This is a genomic window from Paenibacillus piscarius (genome assembly GCF_022234545.1).
GTDB lineage: Bacteria > Bacillota > Bacilli > Paenibacillales > Paenibacillaceae > Paenibacillus_AQ > Paenibacillus_AQ piscarius.
Genome location: NZ_JAIEUI010000010.1, coordinates 109959 through 131405, shown reverse-complemented (window position 1 = coordinate 131405; position 21447 = coordinate 109959). Strand labels below are relative to the sequence as shown.

Below are 21447 nucleotides of genomic sequence, written 5' to 3'. Positions count from 1 at the left end.
TTATGCACAATGAACACATGGAAAAAGACATTATTTCTGATCATCACCTTCGGTTTGATCTTTCTGCTGCCTCTGCTGGGGAGTGTGGCGAAGTGGAAGGGGATGCCGCCCGGCTACGGTGATTTCCCTGCCCAGAAGGTCGAAGCGGACCCGGGATTCAGCCTGCTGTATTTCTCATTTGCTTGCGTAGTAGCGCTGATGATCACCCTGATTCTTGTTTTTCCAAGCTGGTTCGGCTTCAAGAAGACGGCCGAAGCTCCCCGTAAGGAAGGAGCCCCTCCCCCTTATCCGGTCTGGTTCTGGTGGAGCCTGCCGGTGCTGGCGGTGAGCTGGCTGCTGATGTGGGGCCGGGTGAAGCTGTCCATCTCGCTGGAGTATTACACGTTTGTGCCGCTCTGGTGGTCCTTTATTCTGATACTGGACGGCTTGGTCTACCGGAGGAACGGGGGAGCCTCGATCATCTCACGCAAGCCCCATGTTATGCAGCTGCTGGCCGTGGTGTCCTGCTTCAGCTGGTTTGCTTTTGAATACCTCAACTTCTTCGTGCTGGAGAACTGGTATTATCCCAATAATGAGGTCTTCTCGAACTTCGGCAATGTGTTCTGGTTCTCCTTGTCCTATACCACAGTGCTGCCGGCCATCTTCGAGTGGTATCTTCTTCTGAGAACCTTCCGAGTGTTTCGCACCCGCTACAGCAGCGGCCCGAAGCTGAGGGTGTCCCGCACGTGGCTGATTGTCTATTACATACTCGGGCTGATTCTGGCCTTCGGGATGGGTTATTATCCTTATCTGCTCTTCTGGGTGCTGTGGGTGGCGCTTGTGCCTATGCTGTCTGCGGCGATGGCGCTTGCCGGGTACTGGACTCCCTTCACCCCGGTGAAGAACGGCGACTGGTCGAAGGTGATTCTTGTCGGGCTGGCTACGCTGTTCAACGGCTTCTTCTGGGAGCTGTGGAACTTCGGCAGCGAATGGTTCCATGACGATGCCCCGACCAATCCTAACTACTGGAAATACTCTGTACCTTATCTGGACAAAATTCATATCTTCTCCGAAATGCCGCTGCTCGGGTACTTCGGTTATCTATTCTTCGGGCTGAACTGCTGGATTATCTGGCTGATTGCTGCCTATGTGTTTAAATTCGATGCGGATATTGAAGTTGCGGGAGAACCCGGCTAGAGGTGAAGTCCAATGATGGTTATTGCCAATTACGAGGTCCTGGAGACCATTTCAGATCAAACTGTAAAAGCGGTGTACCGGTGCCGTGAGGCTTCCTCCGGCGGAACGGTCATTCTGAAGGTACTGAAATCGGAGTATGCAGGAACGGAAGCCGTTCTGCGCTTCAAGCAGGAGTATAAGCTGCTGGCAGAGCTGAGCGGATCATCTGCAGGCGTGATCCGCCCGCTCAAGCTTGAAGAGCGCAGCGGGCTGTATATGATGGTGCTGGAGGATATTCAAGGACGTTCGCTCAAGCGGATTCTGGCGGAGGAACAGCCGGATCAGGCAGACCTGCTGAAGCTGGCGGTCAAGATTACAGATATTCTGGCCTGGGTCCATGGACAGAACGTGATCCATAAGGACATCAAGCCGTCGAATATCATCTGGAACCGGGAGCAGGATATCGTGCAGGTCATTGACTTCGACCTGGCGGTCAAGCTGCCCCGCGAGACAAGGGAGTTCCAGAACAGCGGCGTGCTGGAGGGGAGTCTGCTGTACATTTCCCCCGAACAGACCGGCCGGATGAACCGCAGCATTGATTACCGCAGCGACTACTACTCCTTCGGTGTCGTTCTCTACGAGATGATGACCGGCGTGCGGCCGTTTGAGTCACCGGAGATGCTGGAGCAGATCTATTCCATCATCGCCAAGGAGGCGGTCTCTCCCGCCAAGCTCTCCGGCGGCAGGGTCTCCGGCGGCTTGTCTGCCATCATTATGAAGCTGCTGGAGAAGTCACCGGAGGACAGATACCGCAGCGCCTACGGGATTAAGGCCGATCTGAAGAAATGTCTGGAAGGGGACGAGGATTTCCCGGTGGGGACGGAGGACCGCCTGGATACCTTCCGTATTCCCCAGAGGCTTGTCGGCAGAGAGCAGGAGCTGTCGCTCCTTGAGGAGGCGCTTCGCAGCAGTGTCAGAGCGAATGCGCAGCTGATGCTTATCTCCGGTGATGCGGGTGCCGGCAAAACAGCGCTGGTTCATGAGCTGCACCGGACGATCAGCCGCGAACAAGGGCTGTTCGCTGAAGGGAAGTTCGACCAGTACAACAAGAACATTCCTTACAGCGCGATCATTCAGGCATTCCGCAGGCTGATCCGCCAGCTGCTGGAGAATCCCGATGAGGAAGGAATGCGGGAGGCGGGCCGTTCGCTGAGTCAGGCCATGGGCGGCAACGGCGGTGTCCTTACCGGTCTGATTCCTGAGCTGTCCGCCTGGATCGGTGTGCAGCCGGGGGTAGAGCCGCTGGGTCCGGCGGAGGAGACGAACCGGTTCTTCCTGACCTTCGCCAGGCTGGTGGAGGGAATCACCCGGCGCGGCCGCCCGCTGGTTCTCTTCCTGGATGATGTCCAGTGGGCCGATTATTCCAGCCTCCAGCTGGTGGAGAAGCTGGTGCTGGATTATCATCTGCAGCGGCTGTTTGTCGTCTGCTCCTACCGGGACAGCGAAATCCATGACGGACATTCGCTGTTCACGGTCATAGACAGAATCGGCAAGAACCGCAAGGTCAGCCGGATTCACCTGCAGCCGCTGAAAGAGCAGGATATCCGGCGTCTGGTAGCCGGTACGCTGCACAGCAGCCTGGAGCGGGCAGAGGAACTGGCTGCCCGGCTGTTCAGGCGCTCCAAGGGGAATTCGTTCTTCATCACCGAGATGCTGAAGGACCTGCACAAGCAAGGGATTGTCTATTTCGACCAGCCGGAAGGGGAATGGCGCTGGAGTCTGGAGCGGCTGGATGCACTGCCTGTCCATGACAGTGTAGTGGATTTCCTTGTTGGACAGCTCCGCCATCTGCCGGAGGAGGTCCGCCGCATTCTGATGCTTGCCTCTGCGGCAGGCAGTGTCTTCGATTACGGCATCCTGCCGCTGATCGCCGGGGAACCGCCGGAGACCATCGCGGCGGCGGTTGCCCGGGCCGTGCAGGACGAGTACCTTCTGCCGGCAGATCATAGATACGCCATATTCTCCGCCACACTGACTGAAGCGGGTGCTGAGGCCGTGCAGGCTGCTATCCGCCTGAGATTCGCCCATGACCGGGTCCAGCAGGCATTCTATCAGCTGCTCGACGCTGACCAAGGGAAGCAGCTTCATCTCCGTATCGGCCGGCTGCTGCTGAAGAATCTTGGAGCAGCGGAAGCTCAGGAGCGGATTGTGGACATCGCCGCGCATATGAATAAGGGGCTGGAATTCATCACAGAACCTGCGGAGGTCAGTCAGGTCATCGGACTTAACCTGCAGGCAGCCCGGAAGGCCAAAGAGGGCTACGGGTATGACACCGCCTTCCTGCTGCTTGAAGCGGCAATTGTGTTGCTCCCGAAGGATGCCTGGAGCGCTGAGCCGGAGCAGACCGCCGAGATCTACCGGCTGTATGCAGAGTGCGGCTATCTAACGCATCATGCCGCTGAGGCGGATCAGGCCTGCCGCCTGCTTCTGGAGCAGATCCGCGGGCGGGTGGCCCGGGCGGAAATCTGCGAAATGCAGGCGACTCATTACATGTACCTGGGGATGATGCCCGAGTCGATTGCGGCCGGCCGGCTGGGGCTGAAGGCGCTGGGCATACGAATACCGGACAAGGTCGGGATAGCTGCGGTTCTGAAGGAACTGCTGAGGATTAAGGCCGCACTGAGGGGAAGGTCGCCGGAGGCTATTTTTGCCGCGCCGGAGATGAAGGACCCGGAGATGAAGCTGGTTATGCGGCTGCTGATTAACTTCATACCGCCGTCTTTTATTTCGGGCGAGACCGCCCTGTTTGGTCTGGTGGTGCTCAAGAAGGTGGGCCTGACGCTGAAATACGGTAACGCTCCTGAGTCTGCTCTGGCGTTCATTGGCTATGCCATGCTTCTGTCGGGCTTCGGTGATACCCGGGGAGCCTTCGCCTACGGGCGCCTGGGAATCAGAATTAATGACAAGTTCAAGGACCTGCAGTGGACCAGCGCGGCTCATGTTCTATATACACTGTTCAGCCACGTCTGGACCGAACCCTGGGATACACTGCAGGACTGGTTCGGGGCTTCAATTGAGGCTAGTCTGCAGACAGGGGATCTGCTCTATCTGGCCCATTCAGCCTTCTATGTGAATCTCTGGAACCCGTCGATGGATATCCCAGCTGTACTCCAGGAGAGCACCCGGATGATCTCGCTGATCGAGAACACGAAATACAAGGAGTCACTGGCAACGGCGCAGCTTGCCCGCCAGTATTATCTCGGCCTTGCGGGTGAGCTGCCGGACCGTACTTCCTTCAACAGCGAAGCCTTCAGCGAGGAGGACTATCTGCGTGAGCTGGAGGCTGCCCGGTATTATTCCGGGATTGCCATTTACTATATCTACAAAATGAAGCTATTGTTCACCTACGAACAGCATCACGAAGCGCTGAAATACATCGACCGGGCTTATCCGGTGATCGGAACGCTTGCCGGATCCGCTTTTATGGAGGAATTCACCCTATACACCTTCCTGAATCTGGCCTATGCTTATAAGGACTTAAGCACAGGCGGCAAGGCCAGGGCGAGACTCCGGATGCGCAGGGAATTCAGGCGAGTCCGGAAATGGGCGAGGAATGCACCGGAGACCTTCCTTCAGCACGAATATCTCATGCGGGCCGAATGGGCCCGGATATCCGGCAACAGGGACCGGGCCGGTCATTACTATGATCTGGCGATTGAAGCAAGCGAGCAGAGCGGATTCGTCCGTTACAAGGCGCTCAGCAATGAGCTGGCGGCCAGATTTTATGATGACAAGGGGTTCAAGGAGTTCTCAGCCTATCTGCTCAGACAGTCGGAATATTACTACTCGGTCTGGGGGGCGAAGGAGAAGATCCGGTTCATCCGGGAGCGGTACCCGGCGGTTGTCCAGAGAATCAGCAGCAAGGAATTCCTGCCCGGCCGGACGGTGACGGACTATACCGAGAGCATCGATCTGAACTCGATTATCCTGGCTTCCCAGGCGATCTCCAAGGAGATTGAGCTGAACAACCTGCTGGAGGCGCTGATGGAGATTGTAATTAAGAATGCCGGTGCCCAGCGCGGATGTATCCTGATGACGTCGGCAGCCAGTCTGCTGGTGGAAGGGGAGTACAAGGCCGATACCGACAGAATCTCCGTGCGGATGCATGAATCACCGCCGCCGGATTATTTGCCCGCTGCGGTGCTCAGACAGGTGGAGGAGAGCCGGGAGAGCCTGATCTATAATGACGCCTACTCGGAGACTCCGTTCGTGAATGATCCCTATATCGTGAAGCATCAGCCCAAATCAATGGTCTGTATGCCGCTGATCAACCAGAACAAGACGATCGCCATCATCTATCTGGAGAACAATCTGGTCACAGGGGTATTCACCCAGGAGCGGATGAAGATCATCAATCTGCTGTCCCGGGAGATGGTGTTCTCGCTGGAGAATGCCAGCCTGTATACGGAGCTGGAGCGTTCGGAGGAGAAATACAGGCAGCTGGTCAGCAATTTACAGGACGGGGTATTTGTCACCCGGAAGAAGCGTCTGGTCTATGTGAATGAGGCGCTGGCTGCAATGCTGGGCTATCGGGCGGACGAGATGCTGGAGCAGCCCTTCGAGCATTTCATCAGCCCCTCCGAACGGGAGAAGGTCATGCATTATTATGCGAGAAGAGTCGAAGGCAAGCAGGTGCCCGGCGAATATGAGACCCGGCTGATGCATAAGGACAAGACCCGTGAGCTTATTGTCATACACAAGGTCGTGCGGATTATGTATATGGGCGAGCCTGCGATTCAGGGGACGGTTAAGGATATTACCGAGCGCAAGAAGGCCGAGGAGGAGCTGCGGAGGCACAAGGAGCATCTGGAGGAGCTGGTGGCCGAGCGGACGAAGGAGCTGGAATGGAATAACGAGGAGCTGAACAAGTATATCGGCCTGATCGAGCAAATCTCGATTACCGATGAATTAACCGGACTGTATAACCGAAGATATTTCAACAAGGTATTCCTTGAAGAGGTCAGCCGGGCGGCAGCGCAGCAGCGGTATCTGACCTACCTGATGCTTGATATCGATTATTTCAAAAAATACAACGACACCTACGGGCATTACGAAGGAGATTCAGTCCTGCGCCGGGTGGGGGGACTGCTGAAGGAGCTGGCTGAACAGGCGGGCGGAGTCGCCTTCCGTCTGGGTGGAGAGGAGTTCGGTATTGTATTGTCCGGGTTCACCCCGGTCCAGTCGAGGGAGTACGCCGAGTCGATCCGGCGCAGGATCGCAGAGCTTGGCATCCGTCATGACCGCAGCCCGGAGTATGCCAGAATCACCGTCTCCATCGGCGTAGCCTCTGTGCTTGCGGACGGACTCCGCGAGGGGGATATCTATAAGCTGGGCGACGACGCGCTGTATCAATCGAAGGCGGAAGGCCGCAACCGTGTCACTTTGTTCGAGAGATAGAGATACATAAATTTAAACCCGGGGAGCTGTTGAGCTTATGAATACCGAAGAACGATCAGAAATGGACCAGCTGCAGGAGGCGCTTGAGCGCTCTCTGCCGCTGGTGCAGCGTCTCTTTCCGCTGGATGTTATGTTTGCCCTGGCAGATACGGAGAAATTCCTGTATTATCTGCCGGGCAGAGAACTGGATGCCCGGATTGAACCGGGAACTCCTGTGCCGGCAAGCGGAGGCATCCGCGCTGCGCTGGACAGCGGGGAAGAAGTCAGCGGCACCCTGCCCAAAGAAATCTACGGCTTGCCCTTCAAGTCCTCCTCCATGCCAATCCGGGACCGGGACGGTGCAGTGACTGGCGTGTTCACGATCGGTATCAGCCTCAGCAATCAGGTGACGTTAAGTGAGGCGGCGAACGCTCTGGCAGTAACTTCGGATGAGATCAGCTCGACCTCGGTGGAGATTGCCGGCACAGCTTCGGAGCTTGCCGGCACGGTGAGCGATCTGAAAGACCTGGGGCAGAAGGTGGTGGAGGATCTGCAGCAGACCGATGAGATTCTGGATTTCATCCGCAAAGTGGCAGAGAACTCGAATCTGCTCGGGCTGAACGCGGCAATTGAGGCGGCCCATGCCGCGGAGCACGGCCGCGGCTTCGGCATTGTGGCCCAGGAGATCCGCAAGATGTCGGTCTCCAGTGCTTCCTCGGCGAAGGATATCGCCGGTATTCTGCAGATGATCAAGCAGAAGATCAGCCGGATGGATGCGATTCTGACGGATTGTCTGGCTCAGAGTGAACGCCAGGCGGCGGCAACTGAAGAGATTACCGCCTCCATGGAGCAGCTTGCTGCATCAGCGGTAGAGATTGAGGGCATTGCGCGGCTGATCTAGGCCGGAGGACAGGCGGAAGGGATTTCACGGGAACGGGACTGAACCGTTATCCTGTGAAATCCCTTTTTTTGGAGCGGCTTCCGGCTAAGATTCCGGGAATCTGCAGATACTTCTGTTATCTCAGTTTCCGGGAGGATGAAGTGTATGGAGCAAGGAAGGCAGGAGAAGCAAGCGGGGGCAGCGAAGCGTGCCGCAAAGGATCAGGCCGGAAAGTCCGGTACCCACGGTTCAAAAGGATTATCCGTCTGGCAGCTGACGATGCTGGCGCTCGGGACGGTGGTGGGCGGGTCATTCTTTCTGGGATCCTCTGTGGCCATCCGGGCGGCAGGTCCCTCTGTGCTGCTGGCTTATGTGATCGGCGGCATGCTGGTCTATTGCATTTTGTCTGCCCTCTCGGAGATGACGGTGGCGAATCCGGCGTCGGGCTCGTTCCGCACGTATACCGAGCAGGCCTTCGGCCGTGGAGCGGGCTTCATGGTGGGCTGGGTCTACTGGACCGGCCTTGTGCTTGCGATGTCCAGTGAGGCGACAGCAGTATCCATTCTGCTGCGGGGCTGGTTCCCCGCACTGCCGCTGGCGGCGGCTGGTGCAGGAATCATCGTGCTGGTTACGCTGCTCAATCTGCTGGGGGCCGAGCGGCTCTCCAGGCTGGAGAGCGGACTGGCCGCTTTCAAGCTGCTGGCCATCGCTGCATTTATTGTGCTTGCGCTCGTTATCGTTGCCGGAATTATCGGGAGAACTACAGGAGCGGCGGAAACGGCAGGGCTGAATATGCTGCGGGGACAGCGATTTTTCTCCGGCGGGATTGCCGGAATCGCGGGCAGTATGCTCATGGTGATGTTCACCTATGCAGGCTTCGAGGTGCTGGGGCTGGCCGCCTCGGAGACCGGTAATCCGCGGGTTACCATTCCGCGGGCTATCCGGCGTACGATCGTGCTGCTGGTCAGCCTCTATCTGGCGGCCATGGCGGCTTTGTTCCTGCTGCTCCCTCCGGCCCGGGTCTCGGGAGAGATTAGCCCGTTCGTCTCTGCGCTCAGCCTGTACGGGCTTGGCTGGACGGGCGACGTCATGAATATGGTCCTGGTATCCGCTATTCTCTCCACCATGCTGGCCTCGGTATTCAGTCTGGGCCGGATGCTCCGCTCTCTGGCGGAGGAAGGGCATACACCGGGCTGGATGCGTGACCGTACAAATATCCCCTACCGCGGGATTCTGATCTCCGGCGGCGCGATGCTGGGCGGGCTGGGGCTTGGTCTGCTGCTGCCGCAGGGCGTCTATCTGTTCCTGGTCAGCTCCGGCGGCTTCTCGCTGCTGTTCTCTTACTTCATCATTGTGGCCAGCCATTACCGGCTGCGGCAGAAGAACGGCCGTCCTCTGGCCGGACAGCGCGGGCTGCGGGGATATCCCTACAGCTCATGGCTCGCGATGGGGGGCCTGCTGGCGATTCTGGCCAGTATGCCGCTCATTCCCGGGCAAGGCGGGGGGCTGGCAGCTGGAATTATGTTTGTACTTCTGTTCACGGGCATCTATGCGGCGGGGGCGCTGCGCAGAACAAGAGGCAGGGGCAGCAGCCGCAGCGCGCAGCGCCAGCCATCTCTGCAAGTGAACGTCCCTGTGGCCAGGACACAAATGGAAGCAGCAGAGGAGCTGACGGGCAGCAGGCCGCAAGCAGAAGCGGGACGGAAACAAACCGGAGGCAGGAAGAAAAGGCGCAGACGGAGATGAATGCAACGGAAGAACACTGCGGAATGAATACTCATCTTCCACACAAGAACAGCCGGAATGTCCTTAAGCGGACGCTCCGGCTGTTTTTTCGTAACCTTGTTTACTTGGCTTTTTCCATCTTGGCGGCATGCTCTTTATACTGTGACAGCAAACCAGCCAGGGCCTGCTTGACCGCTGCGGCATCCTTGGATTCTACAAACTTCAATAGCTCTGTCTGAGCTTGGAAGAATTCGTTGTCTTCGAACATTGGCAGCATGGACGGAGCAGCGGCTTCAATGGCTATAGAGCCGTTATGTCCGGCGGAAGTAAGGCTCACAGAAACAGCTGATGCTGTAGCCGCTGGAACTTGCCCTGTTGCATCAAGGTTAATAATTTTCACGTCAATACCGGCCGCCGTATTGTATCTGCTAAGCGTGTCGGTCCAATCCTGAACCGTATCCGGTGCATAGCGCTCCGCCAGAGCCAGCAGGCCGGGGAAGGAGGAAGCAACCAGGGTAGTGCCTTGTTCAGTAACAACGGCAGCGGCGGTAGACGTGACAGCGGGGGTTGCCGTCTGTCCCGGAACGTTACCGGCATCGGCGAACACCGGGGTGGCAATGGAGGACAGCAGCAGGGTGGACAGGGCCATTTTTCTAAAGATCAAGCGGTTCATAAATTAACACTCCTCATCTGTATGGTTGTCTTACAGCTCCTAATATAGCGTTCTTCTGTGGCAGGAAATGGGCCGCTTTGTGGAAAAACAATGGCAGAGCCCTACCGCCTCCGGCAGCTTGCTATAATAGAGCAGAGAAAACCTTGGAGGGTGCTTGGAATGAATAATATGGCGGTCATTGCCGTTGTGGACGATGATGAGAATATACGCAATCTGGTACAAGCTTATTTACATAAGGAGAATTTCCGCACCATTGGCCTGGGAAGTGCCGAGGAGGCCTGGGAATTGTGGACCAGCGCTCCTCCGGATATGTGGGTGCTTGATATTATGCTGCCGGGGATGGACGGGTACGAACTGTGCAGGCGGATCCGCGATGAAGCGGAGGTTCCGATTATTATGATCTCAGCGAAGGATAACGAGGTGGACAAAATACTCGGTCTTGAGCTTGGCAGCGACGATTATCTGGTCAAGCCGTTCAGTCCCCGTGAGCTGGTGGCCCGGATCCGGCGCCAACTGGAGAGGTGGGAGCGTCTCCGGCAGCCCCGGGTTACGGCGGCTCTTCCGCTCGCCCCGGGGATTGAGCTGGGCGGCTTGCGGCTGCTTCCGGAAGAGAGAAGATGCTTCTGGCATGGATCAGAGGTAGAGATGACGAGTAAGGAGTTCCTGATGCTGCATGTGTTTGCCGGGCATCCAAACCGGGCGTTTACGCGGGAAGAGCTGCTTAGGCAGGTCTGGGGGGATGATTACTTCGGCAGTGACCGGGCGGTTGACCATCTGATCAAGCGTATCCGCAAAAAAATCAGCGATTTGCCGCTGGAGTCGGTCTGGGGACACGGCTACCGGATGAGAGAAGGGAGGGACTAGCATGATGGCGAAGCTCAAAGGTCGGATGAAGCACATGAAGCTGGTACATCAAATTAATACTGCGTTTGGATTGTCTCTGCTGCTTGTCCTGTCTATCACCGGAGTACTGATTCACTGGGTGCTGATGGATCACTTCATCGGCAAGGAGCAGGAGGGACTGCGGACGCTGGGCGCTACGCTGACTGCCAGCCTGCAGCAGCAGCCCCTTCCCGCTGCAGGGGCTGGGCAAGTGCCGGAAAGTATAATGCTAACCGCTCCTTATGCTACGCTATCCAGCGGAGTGCAGGCCATTGTGACGGATCAGCAAGGAAACGTGGTCTCGGGGCCCGACCCGGAGGGTTCGGGCTTGGACCACGGAAGGACTGGCGTAGCCGCTGCGGAGCCGTATACTCTCCAGAACTTATGGGATGGCAGTGACCGGCGTTACCTGGTGCAGGTCAATGCGCTTCCCCAAGGGAAGCTGACCCTGCTGACCCCGGTCAGCAGAATCCAGGCCATTGAGCAGGCCTTGCTCAAACGCCTGATCCTTGTCTTCGCCGTCGGTGCAGCCGTGATGTTCCTGTTCAGCCTGTTCATTACCAGAAAGCTGATTCATCCGCTGATGAGCCTGCGCCAGGAGCTGGGAAAAGTGAAAAACCGGCGTTTTGCCGAGGTGAATCTGATCCGGGCAGGCGGCGAGATCGGCTCTGTAGCCCGGGCTGTATATGAAATGGCCGGCGAACTGGACCGGTTCAACCGGGTGCAGAAGCAGTTCTTCCAGAATGCTTCCCATGAGCTGAAATCTCCCCTGATGTCGATAGCCGGGTATGCAGAAGGCATCCGGGACGGGGTGTTTGAAGGCGAAGATGTCCGTAAAGGGCTGGATATTATCCTGGGTGAAAGCGGACGTCTGCGGGATCTGGTCGGGGAAATGACACTTCTGGCCAAGCTGGACAGCGAGGAGGACATTTTCCGGCCGGTGGAATTCAGGCTGGAGGAGCTGGTGACTGAAGCCGTTGAGCGGGTCAATCCGCTGCTGGTGCGCAGACAGCTCGTACTGCATACGGAGATTGCCGGAGGTGCCGGGCTGGCGATGCAGGCTGACCGGGATAAGCTGCTTCAGGCTTTGCTGAATGTATTAACCAATGCTGCGCGTTACGCCGGCAAGAATATATATATTAAGGCGGGTGCAGACAAGGGAGGGATTAGATTAACAGTGTCGGATGACGGCCCGGGCATTCCGCGGGAGCTGCTGCCCAGCCTGTTCCACAGATTCGTCAAAGGCAAGAACGGCGAGTCCGGGCTGGGGCTGGCCATCTCGCGCGCCATTGTGGAACGCTGCGGCGGAAGCCTTAATGCCCGGAACTGCTCCGAAGGCAGCGGTGCAGTCCTCACCTTTCAATTTCCGCCTGCAACGGGCTGAGCGCCCTCCTGCCAACTTCACAGACAAAAGGGTGTCCCGCGCCATGATATGGCTAACGGGACACCCTTTTAAGTGACTCCAATTGTTCAGTACTCGTTGAACATGGCCGCAATCTCCTCGTAGCCGGTGGTTTGTGTCAGCGCAAGGGAGAGCAGAATTCGGGCTTTTTGCGGGACCAGGCTGTTGCAGGGAATGGAATTGGCGGACAAGTCAATGTACGAGTCCTTAAGTGTGATTCCGCTGGAGATCCGCGAGCAGCGGACGACAGGGATGTTATTGTTCTTCAGCTCGCCAACCTTGTCGATCCACGGCTTGCTGTAGATGCCGCCGCCTGCTCCGGCAATCACGATGCCCTTGGAGATGGTCGCCAGATAATCGAGAATGCCAGGATTCGCATCAACATGGAAGTAAGCTACCGACACCTCCGGCAGCGAGGTCATGCCCGACACGTCGAACTGCGCTGCGGTGGTATGCCGCTTAAGCGTGCGGGTATAGAAGAAGGCATGGCTGTCGCGCATATAGCCCAGGCAGCCGAAATCGCGCTCATCGAAGGCATTGGCCTTGAAGGTGTTCACCTTCTGGACATCACGGCCGCTGTAGATGCCTTCGGCGAAGACAACCATTACACCCTGACCGTGGGCTTCGGGATTGGCTGCGAGCGCCACCGACTGGTACAGATTCAGCGGCCCGTCTGCACTGATGGCGGTAGCCGGACGCATGGAGCCGGTGATAATGACCGGCTTATCGGTTTTGATCACCAGGTTCAGGAAGTAGGAGGTCTCATCCAGCGTGTCGGTGCCGTGAGTAATCACGAATCCGTGTATGTCCTCCCGCAGGGCCAGCGTATTAATGTAAGCAGCCAGCGTGAGCCAGTGTTCGCTGGTAATATCGGCACTGCACAGATTGCTGACCTGTACGCCTGCACAATTCGCCAGCCGCTCCAGATGCGGCACGCTGTCCAGCAGATCCTGCACAGGCAGTGCGCCGGGCTCGTAATTCAGCGTTTTGTGCGCTTCGCCGCTGCCGGCAATGGTGCCGCCGGTCGCCAGAATGACGACATTTTTGAGGCTGGGATTATAGTAAGGAGAAGTAGTGAAATTCACTTCAGGTATATGATTAATCATAGGTAATTTCCTTTCAAGGTGATATTGATTTAAGGGAATAGAAGAACAATCAATGTATTATAACACAGCTTCTGCGGAGACAAGGTATAATACATATAGTTAATCACAGAAAAGAGGAGAGGACCATGCTCAAGCTGGACCGCCGGTACTATGATCTGGCACTGCCGCCGTTAGGACAAGTGAAAATAAACACATTATTCGCCGAAGCCGTGCTGAAGGGGCAGACAACAGGTTATGTCTATGTGGATTGTGTGCAGAGCCCGCGTACCTTCTATGTTACTCATGAATATGGGATGTCACTGATCTATGGAGATTCTGGCAATGAAGAGTTCAATAGGGGATTAAAGGAGTATATGACTAACGAGACGGGACGCAGAGCTTCAGCCGAATGGCTGCAGGCCGATCCGGCAGGCGGCTGGGAGCCTTTGCTCGAAGCTGTAGTGAAGGAGCATAATGCGCAGCTTGATCAGGAGGATCTTCAGCCTGAAGCGGCGGGCCGGCGCCGGATGTACACGCATACCCGGGTGAATTTTACTTTTGACGCAGAAGTCTACCGGGAGGCCAGGAAGCAATGGTTCCGGCAGGATGCCGATATAAGACTGATGAACGGTGAGGGGTTCGGCGAACAGACGGGACTGGTCATTCCCCGGTATTTCTGGCGTGATGCAGAACACTTTCTGAATTCAGGCGTAGGCTACACCCTGCGCTGGGAGGGGGAAGATGCTTCAAGTGCGTTCTCAGCCTACCGTACAGCGGAGCAGCTGGAGATCGGCATAGAATCGGCTGCAGCCCACCGGGGAAAAGGCTTCGCCTTCTCTGTATGCTGTGCGCTCATCGATTACTGTCTGGAGCAGGGACTGGAGCCAGTGTGGGGCTGCCGTATGGAGAATGCAGGCTCTTACCGACTGGCGCAGAAGCTGGGCTTCAAGCCGCTGCGGACCATCCCCTACTACCGGTTGCCATAGTTCCCCTTATATAAAGAGCAGCAAATCTCCAGTTAGGAGGCTTGCTGCTCTTTTGTCTGTCACCCTAGATCCGCCGGGCATCCACGAAGCAGTGGAGATGCAGCGGGGACAGTACCTTGAAGCCTTCTCCCAGCCCGAAGCCTCGGCCTTCAGCCAGCTGGCGGCCCTGCTCCCGGAAGTAGATCCGGTACATCGCCAGCATCTCCCCGCTGAATTGGCTGCGGTGAAGGGCCATGGCTGCGAACTTTCGCTCGAAGTGGTCCGTGATGTCAATCACCGTGTTAGGCTCAGCCGTCAGATAGAAGCCGATGGCCTTCGGCTGCCAGGGCTGGGTGCTGGTCCCTCTCGGATAAAGCGGCAGCCCGGAGGACAGGAAGGCGTGGGCGGCCGCCCTGCCGGTGACAATATGGTCATAATGCGCCTCATAGCTCAGCCACGGGTCAGGACAGAACACGGCATCCGGCTGCATGGTGCGGATCACCTCGGCAATCTCTCCCGCGAGTGCCGGAATATGCTCCAGTGTGCCGTCCCCGTGATCCAACTGGTGGAACGCGGTGGCTCCCAGCGACCGCCCGGCTGCTTCCAGTTCAAGTGCGCGGATTGCGGCGATACCGGCTGAGGAGGTATGCGCGTCGGCTGCCCCCAGGTCGCCGCTGGTGACGGTCAAGTAGTGAATCTCGCAGCCCTTCTCCGCGAACGAGGCAATCGTGCCGCCCATTGCCACCTCGTTGTCGTCCGGGTGCGGCTGAATACACAGGATTCTGCGGCAGCCGCTCAGATCGGGCGGTGACATCAGGGCAGACATTTCGGATAATTCCATCTCTAATCGCTCCTATTGAATAGTATGATTTTAGCTCTGCTTCACAGCTTGTACGGTCCGGTTATGCTCCAGCTCGTTCTGAATCTGCACCCGCTGCCGGTCGTTCAGATTGTAGAACAGAATCGGCAGGATAGCCGCCAGGAAGCAGAGGGCGGGCACCAGGAACATGATGAGGCTAAGGCCATCCTGCAGCTGCGGCGTAGCCGGCTGGTTCTCCACATAGCTGAGTAAGCTCAGGCCGGCGCCGATAATGAGCCGCGACAACGCCCCGCTGAACTTGGTGACAAAAGTGTTCGTAGAGAACACGATCCCTTCGCCCCGGAAGCCAAGCTTCCACTCTGAATAATCAATGGTGTCCAGCAGCATTGAAGTGCTTACAATGGTGGTCATGCCGGTGAAGAAGAAGCTGACTCCGAACCATATCAGCGTGGGCAGCACCTGATGATCTCCGATTAGATAAGGCAGGATACAGGAGATACTCCCCAGAATGCAGGAGACAATGAATACCTTCTTCTTGGACAGGCGGCGCAGCAGCGGCGGCGTAGCCATCATCCCCAGCAGCATACCGGCCACCAGGCTGATTCCAACCTGTGTGGCGTACCCCGCATTCCCCCATACATAAACTACGTAATAGAGCTGGATGCTCTGCCGGATTCCGTTCACCAGGTTGATAATCAGCAGCGAAGCCAGCAGGGTGAGCAGAGGTTTGTTGGTGTACACCGTTTGCAGATTGCGGCGGAACGGGATGGTCTCGGCGGATGGGGTGACCCGTTCCTTGGTGAACATTCCGGTCAGGAATATGGACAGCGCAGCGATGAACCCGATCACAATGGCTGAATACAGGTAGGCATGGGAACTCCGTTCACCGCCGAAGGCGAGCAGAAGCTGGATGCCGCCCACCGTGATGATAACCGCACCGAGAGTGCCGCCGATTTTGCCCAAGGTGACGAATAAGGTACGTTCCCCCGGATCTCTGGAGATAACGGACGATAAAGCCCAGAGCGGAGTGTCACAGACGGTGTACAGCAGGCCCCAGAGCAGATACGATACGGTAGCGATCACCAGCGTCACGGCAGGCGTGCCGCTAAAGTCCCAGAAGCAGACTACTGTCGCCAGCGCAATCAGGAAAGGGGCGAACAGCAGATAAGGCCGGAACTTGCCCCACCTGGAGCGGGTCTTGTCGGCAATCATGCCCATCACCGGATCAAGACAGGCATCGAAGATGCTGGCGACCACCAGTATGACACTGGCTGCAGCAGCCGGAATCCCCAGCAGATCCGTATAGAAGAACAGAATGTACATTGAGATGAAGCTATACAGCATGTTCTGGCCCAGGAGACCGCCGGAGAAAATCACTTTTTCGGCCACGGGTACTTTGGTTGTCATGGAAGGCCTCTTTTCGCGCAGGATGGGGGAGGGGGGGGGGGGCCCCCTTTGCTCCAAATATAAGAATTTATATGTTGCACATGATAACTTATCCTTATATTTCTCGCTGAAACGGGTGCCGTCCTTATAAGGACGGCAAAGCCGTTTCTACTTGCTATGTTTAGTGATAAGCGGCTATTCTGTCAAGCGGATTTTTTACAAATTTTTCATTGCGAAATTCATTAATAGTTATAAAGGATTAAAGCGTGAACGTAAAAGTGAAAATAAAGTGAAAATTATTAAAAAGATATATAAATTATTTAACGAATTATGTCGAAATATAGCTGAAGATGTCCCGACGGCTGATAGGGGAGTGCATGATTACCGCCGCATACAGGACGCTAAGTTGTAACCACAGGGGGAAGCCACATGAAATGGTTCGGTAACATGAAAACAGCAACAAAGATTATCACCACTTTTTTGATTGTCTCTTTAATTATGGCGGGTCTCGGAATCTATTCGGTCTTATCCCTGCGCAGCAGCAACCAGAACATGAAAGAGATGTACAGCAATAACCTGATCTCCGTCAGAGACCTGTCGGCAGCCCAAATCAGTTACCAGATTAACCGGGTGTATATACGGGATATGAGCACTTCAACCGATGATACACAGATGGCTTCCTTTCGCGACAGCATTAACGCAGGCCGCCAGGAGATCAAGGAGAAGGTGGATAACTACCGTCCGCTGGCGACTACTCCGAAGGAGCAGGAATTGCTGGCAGGCTTAGACAGGGATTATGAGACGTATGGCAAGTTATTTGATGAAGCACTGGTGCTGGCCGGGGAGGATAATCCTGCTGCCTTCAACGCTTTTCTTGCTACCAAGCTGAATCCGCAGGGCCAGATCGTGCTTAGCAACCTGAATGGTCTGATCAAGGTCAATGTGGAGCTGGCGGAGGAAGCGAACAATCACTCGCAGTCTGCCTATTCTTCGGCCTTCACGCTTACACTTTCCGTTGTCATCGTTGGGGTGATTCTAAGCATTATGATCGGTTATCTGATCGCCAGATCTATCTCCAGACCGCTGATGCAGATGGTGCATGTGGCCTCGGAGGTTGCGAACGGCAATCTGACGCAGCAGGCGGATATTTCCACTAAGGATGAAGTGGGGCAGCTCGCCACCGCATTGAACCAGATGGTTCTTAATCTCAAGGAATTGATCAACGGCATTGTGATGAACTCGCAGAGCGTTGCTGCCTCCTCCGAACAGATCTCAGCCAGCACTCAGGAGATTGCCGGAACCAGCACCAACCAGTCGGCAGCGGCTAATAATATTACCGAGCTGTTCAAAGAGCTGTCGCTGGCCATTGATTCGGTCGCCTCAAGCGCGGAGGAAGCGGCGGAGCTGTCTAATGAGACGGTGCGCACGGCCCGGGAAGGCGGATACGTGGTTGAAACCTCGCTGCAGGGAATGCAGACAGTCAATCATCAGATGAAGCAACTGGAAGACGACTCCAGCAAAATCGGGGATATCATCGAAGTGATCGACGACATTGCCGAGCAGACCAATCTTCTGGCGCTGAATGCGGCTATTGAAGCAGCACGTGCCGGAGAGCAGGGCCGCGGATTCGCGGTGGTGGCCGACGAGGTCCGCAAGCTGGCGGAGCGCAGCAGTGATGCCACAAAGGAGATTACGAAGATCATCAAGGCGATGCAGGAGAATACGAAGCAGAGCGTGCGGGCTGTAGCCGAGAGCGTAGAGCAGTCCTCGATGACCAGCCATGCTTTTGAACAGATTATACAGATGGTAAATACATCTTCACTGAAGGTCAATGAGATTGCAGCCGCGTGCGAAGAGGAAGCCGCCCAAGCCGCAGAGGTGATGAGCTCGGTTCAGTCGATCGCTGCCTCCAGTGAGGAATCGGCCGCGGCTTCTGAGGAGACGGCAGCCACCTGCCAGGCCTTGGCCCTGTTATCCGAGGATCTGGCTAAGTCCGCCTCCGCGTTCAAGACTCATTAAATTCTGCAGACTGAAGGTGAAGCTATGTCATCCTTACAGAAGGAACAATATATCGAGCTGGCTGTAGGTGCCGAGACCTGTGCCATCCGTATTGAAGAGATTCATGAAATTATCAAAATGCTCAGCATCACAGATATTCCCTTCAGCCGGACTGAAGTCAAGGGTGTCATCAATCTGCGCGGCAAGGTTGTGTGCGTCATGAGCCTGCGTAATCTGCTCGGTATGGCGGATGAGCCATATACCCGGAGCACCCGGATCATTGTGGTCAATTACCGCGAGGAGTTCATCGGCCTCATTGTGGACAAGGTGAACAAGGTGACTACGTACACCGAGATTCATCCGCCGGCAGGCGGTCAGAACCGCAGCCGGGAAGCGGTGTTCCACGGAATGGGGCAACGCGAGGAACAACTGGTAGGCATTCTGAAGCTCGAAGAAATTCTGGGCGGCTGAGAAGGGGGCGATCATCATGATGGAGCTGTCTGCTTACCGCGGCATATTCATAGAAGAGCTGAATGAACAATTGGAGCGGATCGACCAGTCCCTGCTCGCTCTGGAACATGCGCCCGCCCCTGAGCTGATCCAGACCCTCTTCCGCGCTGCCCATACGATTAAGGGCTCTGCCTCGACCATGGGCTTCCGCGAGATGAGTGATCTTACGCATGAGGTGGAATATGCGCTGGAATGGGTGCGGGAGAAGAAGCCGGAGATTACCGGTACGCTGATCGATACACTCTTTCAGGCGCTGGATGCCATGAAGCTGTTGCGCAGTGAATATGTCAGCGGCGGGACCTTCACAGATGTCAGTGCTGTAGTCGCGGAGATCAAGGCACTGATCAGCAAACGGAATGAGCCGCAGCCGGTCAGGCTGCCGGTGCTGAATACGGCGGAGCGGCAGCAGGCCGAGGAGGCTGCTGCCGCCGGATACACGCTGCTGTCCGTTGCGATAACCTTGAAGGATGACTGCCTCATGAAGGGGGCGAGACATTACCTTCTGCTGCAGCGGATAGAAGAGGTGTGCGGCAAGGTCATTGCTGTTGTGCTGGCGGATGCGTCCGCTTCCGCAGCGGACGAGGATGAACGTTACGGCCAGTTTGCCGTAATAGCGGCATCCGCCGCTGACATCCAGGAGGTATCGGGGAAGCTGGCAGGCGAGACTGATGTCCAGCATGTAGCTGTTACGGAATTCCAGCCCGGACCGCCAGCCGGAAGCGGCACGGCAGCCCCGGCTGATCCGGGACAGGCCGAACCGGCGGCTGCGCCGGGCCGTGAACGGACCCAGGGGGCACAGTCAACGGTCAGGGTGAGCGTCGAGCGGCTGGATCATCTGATGAATCTGGTCGGAGAGCTGCTGATTGAGCAGACCTCTCTGGCTGATCTGAGCGCAGCGGGGCAGCGGGGAAATGCGGCAGGTGTGCTGCCGGAGATTCATTCTGCTTCGGATCATATGGGCAGCCTGATCAAAGAATTGCAGGAAGGGGTCATGAAGACCCGGATGCTGCCGATCGACCAGCTGTTCAGCCGGTTCCCGCGGCTGGTCAGAGATCTGTCCCAGAAGCTGGGCAAGGAGATTGAGCTGCGGATTCAAGGGGGCGAGACCGAGCTGGACCGGATGATTATCGAGGAGCTGAGCGACCCGCTAATCCATCTGATCCGCAACAGCGCCGACCACGGGATCGAGAGCCCTGAGGTCCGGGCCCGGGAAGGCAAGGCACCGAAGGGCGTCATTACCCTGAACTCCTATCACGAGGAGAATCAGGTCGTGATCCGGCTGCAGGATGACGGGCAGGGGATTGATGCTGAACGGATCAAGGCTTCGGCACTGGGCAAAGGAATCATCACAGAGGAACAGGCCGGATATCTGACGAAGCAGGAAGCGGTAGGCCTGATCTTCGAGCCGGGCTTCTCCACGGCTTCTGAGGTTAGTGAAGTGTCGGGCCGAGGGGTGGGAATGGATATTGTGCGCAGCCAGATCGGACGCCTGAACGGCATCATCGATATTGAGACCGAGCCTGGCCAGGGAACGCTGTTCACGATCCGCCTGCCGCTTACGCTGGCGATTATCAAGGGGCTGCTGGTCCAGGTGTCAGGGCGTGTGCTGATCTTCCCGATGTATAATGTAGCCGAGATTGTCCGCATCTCCCCCGAAGAGATTCAGATCGTCCAGGGAGAGCAGGTCATTATCAGCCACGGGCGGATTGTACCGCTCTTCTGGCTCAGGGATAAGCTGCATTATCCGCGTACCGAGCGCGGCTCCAAGACGATTCCGCTGGTGATTGTAAGATCGGTGGACAAGATTGCCGCCTATGCAGTCGATGAGATCATCGGCAATCAGGAGGTGGTAATCAAGTCATTGGGGAATTATCTCGGAACGCTGAACCATCTGTCCGGGGCTACCATTCTGGGCAACGGGCGGGTGGCGCTGATTCTGGATGCCGCATATCTGATCAGCCATTGATTCATAGCGGTTATCACGCCAAAAACCGGAAGAACGCGTCTATTCGCGGTTCTTCCGGTTTTTGATTTATAACATAAGGCAGCAGGTCTACTCCTGAGGCTCCATAGGCTTCAGCTGTTTGGCCTGCTGCTCGATGGCCCGCTGATTCAAATGCAGCGCATCCAGGTAGGTCCTGATCTTGAGCTGAAGCGAATCCAGCATTAGACTGTGCATGTCATCGATCCGGTCTTCGTGGCAGAACGCGGAGCAAGCCAGAAGCCCTCCCTGATAAGCCTTGGTATCATCGACCACGGTATTCAGCTTCTCCTTGTAGATCCGCTTGACAGGCCCGTTCTCGGGCTTGATCTCATAATAGCGGCTGGTCTCCACCAGCAGGCGCCAATGGCTGACCTCAATGCCATAATCATCCTTCTCCAGCTGGACGGTCACTTTATAGATTTTGATGGGGCACCTCTTATTCGTTGTAGGATTCAGAGATTATAGCATGGCCCGGGCGGCATTGCCCACTGGAAGATTCACTCAGACGAAAAAATGTAGAATCTTTCCTGGAGATCGTATACAATA

15 protein-coding genes are annotated in these 21447 nt (G+C 56.4%); 10 read left to right on the top strand and 5 right to left on the bottom strand.

Annotated elements, in window-relative coordinates:
• Window positions 1-9: 9 nt before the first annotated feature.
• The 4 genes from K1558_RS17360 to K1558_RS17345 all read left to right on the top strand — a co-directional run bounded on the left by K1558_RS17360 (window position 10) and on the right by K1558_RS17345 (window position 9217).
• Window positions 10-1176, top strand: coding sequence for a small-conductance mechanosensitive channel (locus tag K1558_RS17360; RefSeq protein ID WP_238652907.1), 1167 nt, complete (start codon window positions 10-12; stop codon window positions 1174-1176).
• A 12-nt stretch (window positions 1177-1188) separates the two neighbouring features.
• A complete protein-coding gene (locus K1558_RS17355; RefSeq protein WP_238652906.1) occupies window positions 1189-6612 on the top strand; it encodes a diguanylate cyclase in 5424 nt (1807 codons plus the stop codon).
• 37 nt (window positions 6613-6649) lie between these two features.
• Entirely contained in the window at window positions 6650-7492 is an 843-nt protein-coding gene (locus K1558_RS17350; RefSeq protein ID WP_238652905.1) for a methyl-accepting chemotaxis protein, read from the top strand.
• A gap of 144 nt (window positions 7493-7636) precedes the next feature.
• Window positions 7637-9217 carry an amino acid permease gene (locus K1558_RS17345; protein ID WP_238652904.1) on the top strand — a complete coding sequence of 527 codons (1581 nt, stop codon included), beginning with the start codon at window positions 7637-7639 and terminating at the stop codon, window positions 9215-9217.
• Window positions 9218-9317: 100 nt separating this feature from the next.
• Here the strand turns inward: K1558_RS17345 and K1558_RS17340 are convergent, their stop codons facing one another.
• Window positions 9318-9869, bottom strand: coding sequence for a hypothetical protein (locus K1558_RS17340; RefSeq protein ID WP_238652903.1), 552 nt, complete (start codon window positions 9867-9869; stop codon window positions 9318-9320).
• A gap of 159 nt (window positions 9870-10028) precedes the next feature.
• Here K1558_RS17340 and K1558_RS17335 point away from each other — a divergent pair, with 159 nt between their 5' ends.
• Complete coding sequence (locus K1558_RS17335) at window positions 10029-10733, top strand: response regulator transcription factor (RefSeq protein ID WP_238652902.1); 705 nt, start codon at window positions 10029-10031, stop codon at window positions 10731-10733.
• Window position 10734: 1 nt separating this feature from the next.
• On the top strand, window positions 10735-12135 hold the full coding sequence (locus K1558_RS17330) for a sensor histidine kinase (protein ID WP_238652901.1): 1401 nt from the start codon (window positions 10735-10737) through the stop codon (window positions 12133-12135).
• Between the two features lie 86 nt (window positions 12136-12221).
• Here the strand turns inward: K1558_RS17330 and K1558_RS17325 are convergent, their stop codons facing one another.
• Window positions 12222-13259 carry an asparaginase gene (locus K1558_RS17325; protein ID WP_238652900.1) on the bottom strand — a complete coding sequence of 346 codons (1038 nt, stop codon included), beginning with the start codon at window positions 13257-13259 and terminating at the stop codon, window positions 12222-12224.
• 125 nt (window positions 13260-13384) lie between these two features.
• On the opposite strand from K1558_RS17325, the gene K1558_RS17320 reads away from it, so the two are divergent.
• Window positions 13385-14224 (top strand): GNAT family N-acetyltransferase, encoded by an 840-nt coding sequence (locus K1558_RS17320; protein ID WP_238652899.1) that lies wholly within the window; start codon window positions 13385-13387, stop codon window positions 14222-14224.
• A 64-nt stretch (window positions 14225-14288) separates the two neighbouring features.
• Here the strand turns inward: K1558_RS17320 and K1558_RS17315 are convergent, their stop codons facing one another.
• On the bottom strand, window positions 14289-15044 hold the full coding sequence (locus K1558_RS17315) for a PIG-L deacetylase family protein (protein WP_238652898.1): 756 nt from the start codon (window positions 15042-15044) through the stop codon (window positions 14289-14291).
• Window positions 15045-15074: 30 nt separating this feature from the next.
• Entirely contained in the window at window positions 15075-16430 is a 1356-nt protein-coding gene (locus tag K1558_RS17310; RefSeq protein ID WP_238652897.1) for an MFS transporter, read from the bottom strand.
• Between the two features lie 408 nt (window positions 16431-16838).
• Between K1558_RS17310 and K1558_RS17305 the strand changes: the two genes are divergently transcribed.
• Genes K1558_RS17305 through K1558_RS17295 form a run of 3 tightly spaced genes read left to right on the top strand, consistent with a single transcriptional unit; the run spans window position 16839 to window position 20883 of the window.
• Window positions 16839-18428 carry a methyl-accepting chemotaxis protein gene (locus tag K1558_RS17305; protein WP_238652896.1) on the top strand — a complete coding sequence of 530 codons (1590 nt, stop codon included), beginning with the start codon at window positions 16839-16841 and terminating at the stop codon, window positions 18426-18428.
• A 24-nt stretch (window positions 18429-18452) separates the two neighbouring features.
• Entirely contained in the window at window positions 18453-18878 is a 426-nt protein-coding gene (locus tag K1558_RS17300) for a chemotaxis protein CheW (RefSeq protein ID WP_238652895.1), read from the top strand.
• A 16-nt stretch (window positions 18879-18894) separates the two neighbouring features.
• A complete protein-coding gene (locus K1558_RS17295) occupies window positions 18895-20883 on the top strand; it encodes a chemotaxis protein CheA (RefSeq protein WP_238652894.1) in 1989 nt (662 codons plus the stop codon).
• Between the two features lie 87 nt (window positions 20884-20970).
• Here K1558_RS17295 and K1558_RS17290 read toward each other — a convergent pair whose 3' ends face one another.
• Complete coding sequence (locus K1558_RS17290; RefSeq protein ID WP_238652893.1) at window positions 20971-21312, bottom strand: hypothetical protein; 342 nt, start codon at window positions 21310-21312, stop codon at window positions 20971-20973.
• Window positions 21313-21447: the final 135 nt, after the last annotated feature.